Origin of the sequence: Streptosporangium sp. NPDC002721 (genome assembly GCF_042888905.1) — a bacterium.
Classification (GTDB): domain Bacteria; phylum Actinomycetota; class Actinomycetes; order Streptosporangiales; family Streptosporangiaceae; genus Streptosporangium.
This window is the reverse complement of record NZ_JBIAQI010000004.1, coordinates 67,697-80,876: the sequence shown is the minus strand read 5'-3', so window position 1 is coordinate 80,876 and position 13,180 is coordinate 67,697. Positions and strand designations below refer to the sequence as shown.

General features: G+C 71.1%; 9 protein-coding genes. 4 read left to right on the top strand and 5 right to left on the bottom strand.

All coding sequences use genetic code 11. The annotated features are described in order from the left end of the window. Positions 1-32: 32 nt before the first annotated feature. The 3 genes from ACFYWM_RS06515 to ACFYWM_RS06505 form a co-directional block, all read right to left on the bottom strand. Entirely contained in the window at positions 33-893 is an 861-nt protein-coding gene (locus ACFYWM_RS06515; protein ID WP_389909555.1) for a TatD family hydrolase, read from the bottom strand. A gap of 195 nt (positions 894-1,088) precedes the next feature. Further along, positions 1,089-2,870: a methionine--tRNA ligase gene (gene metG / locus ACFYWM_RS06510; RefSeq protein WP_389909553.1), complete on the bottom strand. Its 1,782-nt coding sequence runs from the start codon at positions 2,868-2,870 to the stop codon at positions 1,089-1,091. Between the two features lie 212 nt (positions 2,871-3,082). Continuing rightward, positions 3,083-4,354 (bottom strand): glycosyltransferase, encoded by a 1,272-nt coding sequence (locus ACFYWM_RS06505; RefSeq protein WP_389909550.1) that lies wholly within the window; start codon positions 4,352-4,354, stop codon positions 3,083-3,085. 101 nt (positions 4,355-4,455) lie between these two features. On the opposite strand from ACFYWM_RS06505, the gene ACFYWM_RS06500 reads away from it, so the two are divergent. Beyond that, positions 4,456-6,237, top strand: a complete 1,782-nt coding sequence (locus tag ACFYWM_RS06500; protein ID WP_389909547.1) for a hypothetical protein — start codon at positions 4,456-4,458, stop codon at positions 6,235-6,237. Here the strand turns inward: ACFYWM_RS06500 and ACFYWM_RS06495 are convergent. Beyond that, positions 6,185-7,714, bottom strand: coding sequence for a dolichyl-phosphate-mannose--protein mannosyltransferase (locus ACFYWM_RS06495; protein WP_389909544.1), 1,530 nt, complete (start codon positions 7,712-7,714; stop codon positions 6,185-6,187). The two genes, ACFYWM_RS06500 and ACFYWM_RS06495, sit on opposite strands and share 53 nt — an antisense overlap. 54 nt (positions 7,715-7,768) lie before the next feature. Beyond that, positions 7,769-8,623: a 16S rRNA (cytidine(1402)-2'-O)-methyltransferase gene (rsmI, locus tag ACFYWM_RS06490; protein WP_389909542.1), complete on the bottom strand. Its 855-nt coding sequence runs from the start codon at positions 8,621-8,623 to the stop codon at positions 7,769-7,771. A 97-nt stretch (positions 8,624-8,720) separates the two neighbouring features. Here rsmI and ACFYWM_RS06485 point away from each other — a divergent pair, with 97 nt between their 5' ends. From ACFYWM_RS06485 to ACFYWM_RS06475, 3 genes are all read left to right on the top strand, one after another. Next, positions 8,721-10,337, top strand: a complete 1,617-nt coding sequence (locus ACFYWM_RS06485) for a dolichyl-phosphate-mannose--protein mannosyltransferase (protein WP_389909539.1) — start codon at positions 8,721-8,723, stop codon at positions 10,335-10,337. 110 nt (positions 10,338-10,447) lie between these two features. Beyond that, positions 10,448-11,662 carry a hypothetical protein gene (locus tag ACFYWM_RS06480; RefSeq protein WP_389909537.1) on the top strand — a complete coding sequence of 405 codons (1,215 nt, stop codon included), beginning with the start codon at positions 10,448-10,450 and terminating at the stop codon, positions 11,660-11,662. A gap of 121 nt (positions 11,663-11,783) precedes the next feature. Beyond that, positions 11,784-13,157, top strand: a complete 1,374-nt coding sequence (locus ACFYWM_RS06475; RefSeq protein WP_389909534.1) for an AI-2E family transporter — start codon at positions 11,784-11,786, stop codon at positions 13,155-13,157. Positions 13,158-13,180 lie beyond the last annotated feature (23 nt).

Below are 13,180 nucleotides of genomic sequence, written 5' to 3'. Positions count from 1 at the left end.
CGGCGGGGCCGCTCGAAGGGCCGCCCGGAAGGTCACCAGGAGCCGAAGACGGTCTCCCCGTTGGCGCTGACGGCGCCGGCGAGCTCGGCGAGGTCGGTCTCCTTGACCTCGGCGAGGCAGCGCAGCGTGAGCGGTATGAGGTAGGGGGCGTTGGGCTTGCCCCTGTGGGGGGTGGGCGGCAGGTAGGGCGCGTCGGTCTCGACGAGCATCAGCTCCCTCGGCGCGACCCGCGCGGCCTCCCGGAGGTAGGCGGCGTTCTTGTAGGTGACCGGACCGGAGAACGACATGAAGTATCCGGCGGTGACACACCGCTTCGCCATCTCGGCGTCACCGGAGAAGCTGTGGAACACCACGACGTCGGGGGCGCCCTCCTCGGCCAGCACGCGCAGCACGTCGTCGTGGGCCTCGCGGTCGTGGATCACCAGGGCCTTGCCGGTCCGCTTGGCGATCTCGATGTGCGCGCGGAAGCTGGCGTGCTGGTCTTCCTTCGACGCCCAGTCGCGGTAGTAGTCGAGCCCGGTCTCCCCCACCGCCCTGACGTGCGGCAGGCGGGCCAGCCGCTCGATCTCGGCGAGGGTCTCCGGCGTCGAGGCGTGCGCCTCGTTGGGGTGGATGGCCACCCCGGCGTAGACGTCCGCGTGCAGGGCGGCCGTCTCGGCGTTCCAGCGCGAGGACGGCAGGTCGTAGCCGATCGTGACGAGCCGTGTCACGCCGACGGCGCGGGCCTCGTCGAGGATGCCCTCGACGCTCGTCCGGGCCGCCTGCGCGGCCTGGGCGACCGGGTCCCCCGAGGACGCCTGGCGGTTGCCCACCATGATGTCCAGGTGGCAGTGGCTGTCGAACACCTCTGCGGGCAGGGGCTTGGGTGCGTCGGGAAGCTTCGGCGTGCTCACGGCGTCCAACCTACCGAGAAGCCGGTACGGCCCGCGCCCGCCCACCCTTGGAAGCCGGTGCGGCCCAGGCCCGCCCGCTGAGAAGCCCTGCAGCACGTGCCTGGAAACCCTGTGGAGCCCCGCAGGCCCAGACCTGTCCGCCACGAAACGGCGCGGCCCGCGCCCGCTGCCGGGTGCGGGCCGTCGGAGCCGGTCCTACTCGCCCAGGCGGGCCAGCTCCTCCTCGACGATCTTCGGGTCGAGCTTCACGAACAGCGGGGTCGGCGGGGCGAGCGGGAAGCCCACCCGGATCGGGGACGACTCCCAGCGCGCGGCGCCCTCGTAGGAGCCGGTGATGATCGGGTAGGTCCGGCCGTCGTCGTCGGTGACCTCCTGGATCTCCGGCATGCCCGACCAGACGCCGGTGCCGCCGAGCATCGCGTAGATCTTGTTGGAGGAGTTGGGCAGAACCGGGGTGAGCAGCGTCTTGGCGTCGTCGACGACCTGGAGGGCGACGTGCAGGATGGTCTTCACCCGCGCGGGGTCGTCCTTGATCTTCCAGGGCTCCTGCTCGGCCAGGTAGCGGTTGGCCTCGCGGATGACCTCGAACGCCTCGTTCGTCGCGTTCTTGAACCGGCAGTGCTCGAACTCGGCGGCGACCTTGGGGAAGGCCGCGCGGCTGCGCTCCAGCATGGCGCGGTCGGCGTCGGTGAGCTCGCCCGCCTCGGGGATGACCCCGAAGTTCTTGGCGGCCATCGAGATCGAGCGGTTCACCAGGTTGCCCCAGGCCGCCACCAGCTCGCCGTTGTTGCGGTTGAGGAACTCCGACCAGGTGAAGTCGGTGTCCTGGTTCTCCGGGCCCGCCACGGCGATGTAGTAGCGCAGCGCGTCGGCGTCGTAGCGCTCCAGGAAGTCGCGCACGTAGATGACCACCGAGCGGGAGGAGGAGAACTTGCGCCCCTCCATGGTCAGGAACTCGCTGGAGACGACCTCGGAGGGCAGGTTCAGCGCGCCGAGCGAGCCCGGCTCGCCGTCACGGGCGCCCTGGCCGTTGTAGCCGAGAAGCATCGCCGGCCAGATCTCCGCGTGGAAGACGATGTTGTCCTTGCCCATGAAGTAGTAGCCGAGGGCCTCGGGGTCCTGCCACCACTGACGCCAGGCCTCGGGGTCGCCGGAGCGGCGGGCCCACTCGATGGAGGCGCTGAGGTAGCCGACGACCGCGTCGAACCAGACGTAGAGCCGCTTGTTGGCCTGGTCGTCCCAGCCCTCCAGCGGGATCGGCACGCCCCAGTCGAGGTCGCGGCTGATCGCGCGGGGGTGCATGTCGCCCAGCATGTTGAGGGCGAACTTCAGCACGTTGGGCCGCCAGTCGCCCTCCTTGGAGGTGAGCCACGACGACAGGACCTCGGCGAACGCGGGCAGGTCGAGCATGAAGTGCTCGGTCTCCACGAAGACCGGGGTCTCGCCGTTGACCTTGCTCACCGGGTCGATCAGCTGGATCGGGTCGAGCTGGTTGCCGCAGTTGTCGCACTGGTCGCCGCGGGCGCTCTCGTAGCCGCAGATCGGGCAGGTGCCCTCGATGTAGCGGTCGGGCAGGGTGCGCCCGGTGGAGGGCGAGATGGCGCCCATCGTGGTCTGGGGGAAGATATAGCCGTTGGCGTGGAGTCCCTTGAAGATCTCCTGCGTGACCGCGTAGTGGTTTTCCGTGGTGGTCCGGGTGAACAGGTCGTAGGAGAGCCCCAGCGCCTGGAGGTCCTCGACGATCACCCTGTTGTAGCGGTCGGCGAGCTCGCGGGCGGTGAGGCCCTCCTTGTCGGCCTGGACCTGGATCGGGGTGCCGTGCTCGTCGGTCCCGCTGACCATGAGGACCTTGTTGCCCGCCATCCGCTGGTAGCGGCTGAAGACGTCGGACGGCACGCCGAATCCGGAGACGTGCCCGATGTGGCGGGGGCCGTTGGCATATGGCCAGGCGACCGCGGTCAGGATGTGCTGGGACATGGTGCAAGCCTAAGGGACGCGGCCTCGGGCCTTGGTGCGGTCACGCTTCTCCGCGGCCCTCGACTTTCCCGGAGCCCACCCCGGGGCCGCCGCGACACTCACGGCGACCGCGAGACGACGACCGCGAAGCCACCGCGACGCGCACGGCGACCGCGCAACGACGACCGTGAAGCAACGACTGCAAAGCGACGACCGCGAGGCCGCCGCGGCGTTCACGGCAGGCGCGGGGCCGCCGGTGTGGCGTCGGCGGCGGGGGTGGCCGCCGGGTCTCCCGCGGTGGCGCGGCTGACGGCCTCGGCGGCCTCCTCCGCGGCGGAGGCGGCCACGTCGATGGGCGTCTCCTTGGTACGGCGGATGCCGAGGATGCTGATGAACAGCGACGCGAAGATCGTCTGGAAGCTGACGATCAGCGCGGTGGCCGAGGGCACGACGATGCGCAGCGACTCCGAGGGGATGAGCGGGCCGAAGCTGCGCGTCTGCCAGTGGACCAGCGAGGCGACCAGGCCGCCCAGACCGCCCAGGGCGAGCAGACCGCCGACGATCAGGCCCTTCTCCAGGCTCACGATGTCGACGAGCTTGCGCACCCTCCTGTCTTCCGGCAGGAAGCCCTCCTCGGCGGCGTACACCTTGGTGAACAGGGCGAACAGCGACGCCTGGAAGCCGATCACCACCATGGCCGAGGCGCCGACCAGGGTGTCGACGTCGAAGGCGAGCTTGCCGATGTAGACCGGGCCGAAGGTGAGGGCGGCGCCCGCGACCAGGCCGAGGGTCATCAGGACCAGGCCGGGGATAAAGAACAGCCAGCGCGGGCTGTAGAGCATCAGGAAGCGCAGGTGGCGCCAGCCGTCGCGCCAGGAGCGCAGGTGCGGCGGGCGGGAGCGGCCGTCGGGCGACAGCGTGGTGGGCACCTCGCGCACGTCCAGCCCGGACAGGGTCGAGCGGACCACCATCTCGCTGGCGAACTCCATGCCGCCGGTCTGCAGGCCGAGCCTGAGGATGGAGTCACGGCGGAAGCCGCGCAGGCCGCAGTGGAAGTCGCCGATCGCGCTGGGGAAGAACAGGCGGCCGATGAAGGAGAGCACCGGGTTGCCCAGGTAGCGGTGCAGCGGGGGCATGGCGCCCGGCGCGATGCCGCCCTTGAACCGGTTGCCCATCACCAGGTCGGCGCCGTCGCGGAGCTGCTCGACGAACGGCAGCAACGCCGTGAAGTCGTAGGAGTCGTCCGCGTCGCCCATGATCACGTAGCGGCCGCGCGCCGCGCGGATGCCGCCCATCAGGGCGTTGCCGTAGCCCTTGGCGTCGACGTGCACGACCCGGGCCCCGGCCTCACGCGCGAGTTGCTGCGAGCCGTCCGTGCTGCCGTTGTCGGCGATCAGGACTTCCCCGTCGATCCCGTGCTCCCGCATGCAGGCGAGCGCCTTGCGTACGCAGGTCTCCACGGTCTCCGCCTCGTTCAAGCAAGGCATGACCACGGTCAGTTCCACGTCTCAACCCTTCACTCACTGCACAAGCCAATCTCACCATGATGCCCTCTAGACTCCCCTGCCCGGGTCAACTCCCCGAAACGGCTGGCATCCTGTAATGCATGGTGACCGTCGCCGACCGCCCTTACCTGGACGCGCCTCCGCCCGACCGGGTCACTCGCCTGCGGGCGTTCCTCCACCGGCACCGCCTGTTCGTGGCCGCCCTCGCGCTGGCCTTCCTGCTGCGTGTGGTCACCATGCTCGGGTACGGCCCGGCCCTGTGGTTCAACGATTCCTACGAGTACGTCTCGGGGGCGGTGAACCCCGACCGGCCCAGTGCCCTGAGGCCGAACGGTTATTCCTTTCTGCTCCTGCTGCTGAGGCCGCTGCACAGTTTCGGCCTGGTGGCCTTCGTCCAGCACCTGATGGGCCTGGGCGTCGCGGTGCTGGTCTACTCCCTGCTGCGCGTCAGGTTCCGGCTGCCCGGCTGGGGGGCGACCCTGGCCGCGCTGCCGGTGCTGTTCGACGCGTACCAGATCCAGCTCGAACACCTGGTCATGTCCGACGCGATGTTCATGCTGCTGGTCGTGGGCGTGATCACGCTGGTGCTCTGGCACCGGCGGATGTCCTGGCGGCTCGGCGCGGTGATCGGGCTGCTGCTCGCCCTCACCGCGCTCACCCGGTCGATCGGCCTGCCGATCCTCCTGCTGGTCGTGATGTACCTGCTGGTCAAGCGCACGGCCTGGAAGACGATCGTGGCGATGATCACCGCGTGCGCGCTCCCGGTGGTCGGCTACATGGCCTGGTTCGCCTCGGCGCACGGCAACTTCGCGATGACCAACAGCGACGGCGCGATCCTCTACATGCGGACGTCGCTCTTCGCCGACTGCACGAAGATGAAGGTCGATCCGCGCGAGGAGCTGGAGCTGGCGCTGCTGTGCATCAGCGCGCCGCCGAGCGAGCGCCACTTCTCCGGGCAGAAGTACCTCTGGTGGGCGCAGAACGGCCAGCGCTTCCACGCCTTCGGGGTGGGCAGCACGTTCACCCCGGAGATGAGCAAGACCGCGAGCGCGTTCGCCCAGCGGGCCATCCTGTCCCAGCCGCTCGACTATCTCGGCTTCGTGGCCGGCGACTTCTTCCGCGCCTTCCACTGGGGCAGGCCGCGCTTCCCCGACGCCCAGACCTACCTGCAGTACGAGTTCCCGCCGACGACGAAGGTCCTGCCCGCCTGGTCGTCGTACCGGGGCAGCACCGACACCGACGCGCGCAAGTACGATCCCGGCCTGCGGACCGCGCCGATCCAGGGCAAGGTCCGTGTGATCGGCACCGACGTCAACGACCCGTGGGCCGGTTTCCTGCAGGGCTACCAGCGGGTCGTCCGGTTGCCGGGCATCGTGCTCGGCGCGCTGCTGCTGATCGGGCTGGCCGGGGTGGCGACGCGCTGGCGCAAGCTGGGCGGGCCGGTGCTGCTGCCGTGGCTGGCCGCGTTCGGGCTCATCCTGGCCCCGGCGGCGACGGCGGAGTTCGACTACCGCTACCTGCTGCCCGCGGTGCCGCTGGCGTGCCTGGCGGCGGCGATCTCGCTGCGCCACGGGTTCTCCGGGCCCAGGCCCGTCACCGCCGCGCCCGTCGCCGCCGCGCCCGGCGACCTCGTCTCTGGCGACCTCGTCCCCGGCGACCTCGTCTCCGGCGGCGTCGTGCCCACCGGCGTCACGGGCGGCCCGGCCGGGAGCGACCCCGCCACGACCGGTCCCGGCGCCACCGGTCCTGACACCACCGGTCCCGGCACCCCGGAACCCGGCACCGTCACGCCAGGCACCGTCACACCCGAGACCGTCACACCCGAGACCGTCACACCCAGCTCCGGAACAGCATCCGCGCCCACCACTCGGAGTGCGGGATGAGCTCGGCGACCAGCACCGGATAGAGCCAGCCGAGGTTGATCAGCGCGAGGAGCGTGAAGGCCCCGACGACCGCCGCCCCCACCGCCCTGCGGTTGGGCGCGGCGTCCGCCCGTCCGATGATCAGCCCGGCGGCCAGGGTGAGCGCGAGGATCATGAAGGGGAGCATCGTGATCGCGTAGAACAGGTACATGGTCCGGTTGTCGGCGAGGGCGTAGTAGAACCAGGGCAGCCAACCGGCGGCGTAGCCGACGAGCACGGTCCCGGCGCGCCAGTCGCGGGTGGCGACGTACCAGGCGATCATGGCGATGAGGGCGGCGAGGCCCCCGTACCAGATGACCGGGGTGCCGACCCCGAGCACCGCCTCGGCGCAGCTGTCGACGCCGCACCCGGTCTTGTTCGCCGGGTAGTGGAACGCCACCGGGCGCAGCAGCAGCGGCCAGGTCCACGGGTCGGACTCGTAGTTGTGCGGGGTCGCCAGCCCGGTGTGATAGCCCAGCACCTGGAAGTGGTAGCTCAGCCACGACCGGAGCGAGTCGAAGACGAAGAACCCGGGGCCCTGCGAGGTCGCCTGTACCCAGTTGCGGCCCCAGCCCAGCGGCGAGGCGAACCAGCCGGCCCAGGAGGCGACGTAGGTGACCGCGGGCAGCAGGCCCATCGCCAGCACGACGCCGGTCAGGTCCCTGTTCAGCGCCCCCATGTACGGCCTGTGCAGGCCGATCGCCCGGCGGGCCCCGGCGTCCCAGACCAGGGACATCACCGCGAAGGCGACCAGGAAGAAGACCCCCGACCACTTCACCGCGCAGGCCGCGCCCAGGCACAGGCCCGCCGCGATCCGCCACGGCCGGAGCCCCAGCCCCGGCCCGTGGTCGCTCAGCGGCGAGGTCTCGTACCAGGTCACCAGCCGCTCCCGCGCCCGGTCACGGTCGACCACGAGGCAGGCGAAGCCGGCCAGCACCCAGAACATCAGGAAGATGTCCAGCAGCGCGGTGCGCGACAGCACGAGGTGCAGGCCGTCGAGGGCGAGCAGCAGCCCGGCGAGGCAGCCGAGCATGGTCGAGCGGGTCATCCGGCGGGCCACCCGGGCCAGGATCAGGATGGACAGCACCCCGACCACGGCCCCGGCGAAGCGCCAGCCGAAGGGGGTCATGCCGAAGAACTGCTCGCCCAGGCCGATCATCCACTTGCCCAGCGGCGGGTGGGCCACGTAGAGCGGGCAGGGATCGGCCTCCGGCGGCGCGCACTTGACCAGGAAGTCGGTGTTCCCCGAGATGATCATCCGGTCGGCGACCGGGTCCTCGACGGTGCCGAGCGAGGCCCGCTCCACGCCGTAGTTGATCAGCGTGTACGCGTCCTTGGCGTAGTACGTCTCGTCGAACACGACCGCGTGCGGCCGCCCGAGATCGACGAACCGCAGGACCCCTCCGAACGCCGCGACCAGCAGCGGTCCCAGCCAACCCCAGGCCACGCTTCCCCGCATGGGCGGCAAGAGGCGATCCCGTATTAATCCCATTCGGGCAATTATGGTGATAAGTCAGCCGCGATGGACAGCGTCATAAAGATCGCGTTTGGGAATGCCCGCGGCCTTCGCCACGTCCATGATCGCCTGCTTCCTCGGCACTCCCGTCTCCTCCCGGCGCGCCACCTCCTTGACCAGGTCCCCGATCACCGGCGGCAGGACCTGTCCGGCGTACCCCGCGACGACGACCGTGATCTCCCCCTTGACGCCCCCGGCCGCCCACTCGGCCAGCTCCCCGAGACCGCCGCGCCGCACCTCCTCGTACGTCTTGGTGAGCTCGCGGCAGACCGCGGCCCGGCGGTCGGCGCCGAACGCCTCCGCCATCGCCGCCAGCGCGACCTGCAGCCGGTGCGGCGCCTCGAAGAAGACCATCGTGCGCTCCTCCTCCGCGAGGGCGGAGAGCCTGCGGGAGCGCTCACCGGACTTGCGCGGCGGGAAACCCTCGAAGCAGAAGCGGTCGCTGGGCAGCCCCGAGACGGCCAGCGCCGTGGTCACCGCGGACGGCCCCGGCAGCGAGGTGACCGTGATGCCCGCCTCGACCGCCAGGTGGGTGAGGCGGTAGCCGGGGTCGGAGACGCCCGGCATGCCCGCGTCGGTGATGACCAGCACGGTCTTGCCGTCCTGGAGCGCCTGGAGGAGCTCGGCGGCCCGCCCGGCCTCGTTGGCGTCGTAGTAGGAGACGACCCGGCCGCCGATCTCCGCGCCCAGCTCGCCCGCCAGGCGGCGCAGCCTCCGGGTGTCCTCCGCCGCGACCACGTCGGCACTCTCCAGCGCCTGCCGCAGCCGGGGCGAGGCGTCGCCCACCTGCCCGATCGGAGCCCCTGCCAGCACAAGCCTGCCGTTGTCCGTCACCGTTCCATCCTCCCGCATTTCGGATGGCCCCCCAGCCTGGGGAGAAGTTCCCGAATTGCACTATTAAGGGGTTTTCTCTGGGCTGGGGGTGGTGGGGGGACCGTACGATGTCCGGGTGGCCGTGACCGACTTCACCAACCAGGCACCGAAGCAGCCGGAGCCCCAGCCGCCCGGCGGGGCGAAGGGCTCGGCGCGCGACCGGCTGGTGCCGCCGATGCCCGGCGGCGCCCTGTGGGGCTGGCTGGGCCCGCTGCTGGTCACGGTGTTCGGGGCGATCCTGCGCTTCACGAACCTCGGCCACCCCCGCGCGGTCATGTTCGACGAGACGTACTACGCCAAGGACGCCTGGGCGCTGATCACCTTCGGCGCCGAGCACAACGTCGTCAAGGACGCCGACAAGATCCTGATGAACGGCGGCACCGGCATCTGGCAGCAGTGCGCGCCCGCCGAGATCGACAAGTGCGCCTCCTACGTGGTCCACCCGCCGCTGGGCAAGTGGATGATCGGCCTGGGCGAGCAGTTCTTCGGCATGACCCCCTTCGGCTGGAGGTTCGCCGGGGCCGTGGTCGGGGTGCTGTCCATCCTGATCCTGGCCCGGGTGGCCCGCCGGATGACCCGCTCGACCATGCTCGGCTGCCTCGCCGGGTTCCTGCTCGCGCTGGACGGGCTCCACTTCGTGCTGTCGCGCACCGCGCTGCTGGACATCTTCCTGATGTTCTGGGTGCTGGCCGGCTTCGCCTGCCTCGTGGTCGACCGTGACCGGGCGCGGGAGCGGCTGGTGACCTGGTACGAGACCTCGCCGCTGAGCGACCACGGGCCGGGGCTGGGAGTGCGGCCGTGGCGGATCGCGGCCGGGTTGTGCCTGGGCGCGGCCTGCGCGGTGAAGTGGTCGGGAGTGTTCTTCCTCGTCGCCTTCATGGTGATGTCCCTGGCCTGGGACGCCGGGGCCCGCCGGGCGATCGGCCTGCGCAGACCGTACGCCGGGGTCCTCGGCAAGGACCTGACCGGCGCGCTGGGCGCGATGGCCCTGCTGCCCGCGGTCACCTACGTCGCCTCCTGGGCCGGCTGGTTCGCCTCCGCGGGCGGCTGGGGCCGCAACTGGGCGCAGGCGACCTCGCAGGGCCCCGGGTTCTTCGTCTTCGACTCGCTCCGGTCGTGGCTGAGCTACCACTTCCAGGTGCTGGGCTTCCACACCGGGCTGGCGACGCCGCACAACTACGAGTCCGACCCCTGGACCTGGCCGCTGCTGCTGCGCCCGGTGGCGTTCTTCTACGAGAGCCCCAAGGGCGCCTGCGGCGCCGACAGCTGCTCCCAGGCCGTCCTCGGGGTCGGCACCCCGGTCATCTGGTACGGGGGCCTCGCCGCCCTCATCGCCATGATCGCCTGGTACGTCGCCACCCGCGACTGGCGCGCCGGCGCCGTGCTCCTCGCCTACGCGGCGGGCTGGCTGCCCTGGTTCTACTGGGCGATCGCCGACAACCGGACCATGTTCCTGTTCTACGCGATCCCCATGGTCCCCTTCATGATCCTGGCGATCGTGCTCGCGTCCGGGCTGATCATCGGCCCGGCGAGCGCCCCGCAGGTCCGCCGGACCGTCGGCGCCGCCGTCGTGGGAGCCTTCGCGCTGCTGGCGCTCGTCAACTTCTGGTGGCTCCACCCGGTGCTCACCGCCGAGATCGTCCCGTACGCCGAGTGGAGTTCACGAATGCTTTTCAAGAAGGGCTGGATCTGAGCGCCCGCATATGAGCCACTTAGAAGACATTTCCTAGGGTAGGCACCGTGCAGGATCCATTACGTCACGTCCATCGTCAGAGCAGGCCCGCATACGGCAGACTTCGAAGCATGCCTGCACCGGACGTGGCCGCACTCCTGTCGGAGCTGGAGCGTTCCGAGCCCGCCTCCGCCGAGCACGCCCGCAGCGCGATCGACTGGCTGACCGGCGGCGAGCCACTGGAGACGATCACCGAGCTCAACGTCTGCGAGTTCCTCTGGTACACCCTGCCCTCCAAGGTCACCGGAGACCGCCCGGCGATCGCCCGCGCGCTGGGCCGGTTGCTGCGGCTGGGCGGTCTTGAGCGCTACGCGGCCCTGTGCTCGTCGGCCACGACGACCCAGATCCTGCGCACCTACGCCCGCCTGGGCGAGGACGCCGGGATGGCCGCGTACCAGACCGCCCTGGACGCGACGGGCGTGCTCCCGCCCGACGTCCCGGAGCTGCGGTGGAGCTCGATCATGGGCCCCGAGGAGCTGGGCGCGCACGGCGCCTGCTCGGCCGCGCTGGAGCTGGCCATCGTCTCCGGCGAGCTCGTCCCCGGCCCCGAGGAGCGGCAGAAGCTCACCAGCCACTGGCTCACCACGCCCCGCCCCGAGCTGGGCGGCGACAACTGGCTGCACCGGGTCCAGGGCGAGCGGCTCAACCGCTGGGTCCTCGGCCGGGGCACCGCCTGGCGCGAGCTCGCCCAGCCCTTCGAGGTACGGCTGCACGCGCCCATCCCCGCGCCGGACGAGGCCCACCTGGGGGCGCTGCGCTGGCTGCTGACCGTGGGCCTGCGTCCCGAGGGCATCCCGCTGACCCAGCGGCACAACCTCGCCCGTTCCGTGCTCGCCGAGAGCACCTGGAGCGGCGCGGAGCTGGCGACCGTCCGCGAGGTGGCCCAGGACCACATGGGCGCGCTGCGCCGGGCCGGCAGGCGCCTGGTGACCACCCCGGCCGGTGAGCGCCTGCTCGGCGACGCCGACCTGCTCTGGGAGACCGCGGCCGCCGCCCTGCTCGCCCCCGCGTCGGGCGAGAACGCCTTCCGCGCCTCGGCCAGGGAGGTGGCGCTGATGCTGCTCGCCGACGGCGCCCCCGCCGACCGCGACCACGTCACCGCCGTGATCGACTGCGCGGAGTGGCAGACCGTGGAGGTCGACGCCTCGCTCACCGAGCTGGGCAGGCGGCTGGACGCCTTCGGGCTCCGCGTCGACGGCCGGCTCACCCCCGCGGGCCGCTCCGCCGCCCTGGCCGCCCTGCGCGGCCACGCCCTGCGCCCCCGGCAGTACGTCAGCATGCCCTGACCACGCCTCTCCGCCCCCTCACGTCCCTCCAGCTCCTTATGCTGCGAACCATGCGGTGACCAGGGGAAAGTATGGTTGGCGGAAGCCGACTATCTCTCTCCGGAAAGGGCAGTGGCTGCTGGTGCCCGAGCCCATCTCCGCTGACCGCGCCACGGCGGCGGCAGCGTCCCCGCCCGCCACCGGCGCGCCGTCCACGGAGACGGTCGCCCCATCCACGTCCGCCGAGGCGACGGCCGAGCCGATCCTGACCTCCGCGGGCCCCCTGGTCCTGCCGGACCCCCTGCCCGCGGGTCCCGGCGGTCCCGCGACCGTGCCCGCGGGCGCGGCCACCGCGCCCGTGCCCTCGGAGGCCGCGTCCTCGGGGGGTGAGCCCCCTGCTCCGGGTGCCTCGTCCTCGGGGGGCGCGTCCTCGGGGGGCGCGTCCTCAGGGGTGGTGCCGAACAGCCTGCCGTTCGGCCGTCCCGGGCGCTCGATGAGCAACAACCCGTTCGTGTTCGGCTTCACCGCCGCCCTGGGCGTGCTCACCGCCTGGTGGCTGGTGCAGGCCGTCGCGAGCGCGAGCTCGGTGCTGATCCTCATCATCGTCTCGATCTTCCTGGCCATCGGCCTGAACCCGGCCGTCGAGGTGCTCCAGCGGCGCAACGTCCCGCGCGTGGCGGCCATCACCGCCGTCTTCCTGTGCGTCATCCTCGTCTTCGTCGTCTTCGGCCTGGCCGTGGTGCCCCCGCTGACCACGCAGTCCGCCCAGTTCGTCGACCAGCTCCCGCAGTACGTCCAGGAGCTGCAGAACAACCCGCTCATCCGTGACCTGGACCAGCGCTTCCAGTTGCTGGAGAAGCTCCAGACGTACGTGACGAGCGGCGACTTCGGCACCCAGATGTTCGGCGGCGTGCTCGGCATCGGGACGGTCCTCATCGGGGCGGTCTTCAACTCGCTGACGGTGCTGGTGCTGACGCTCTACTTCCTGGGCTCGCTGAAGTCGCTCAAGCGGATGGCCTACCGCCTCGTCCCCCGGTCCCGCCGGACCCGCGCGACCCTGCTGGGTGACCAGATCATCGACAGCATCGGCGGCTACGTCGCCGGGAACCTGATCATCTCGCTCATCGCCGGTGTGACGACCTTCTTCTTCCTGAGCATCATGCAGGTCCCGTACGCCCTGGCGCTCTCGCTGATCGTGGCGCTCACCGACCTCATCCCCCTGGTCGGCGCCTTCATCGGCGCGGGCGTCGCTTCCCTGGTGGGGTTCTTTGTCTCCCCGACCGTCGGCATCGTCTGCCTCGTCTTCTTCACGATCTACCAGCAGATCGAGAACTACTGGATCGCCCCGACCGTGATGAAGAGCTCGGTCGACGTGCCGCCGCTCGCCACGATCGTCGGCGCCCTGCTGGGCGGCGCGCTGCTCGGCGTGGTGGGCGCGCTGCTGGGCATCCCGATGGTCGCGGCCATCCTGCTCATCCTGCGGGAGGTGGTCCTGCCCCGGCAGGAACGCGCCTGATCTTCACCCATCCGTACATAACG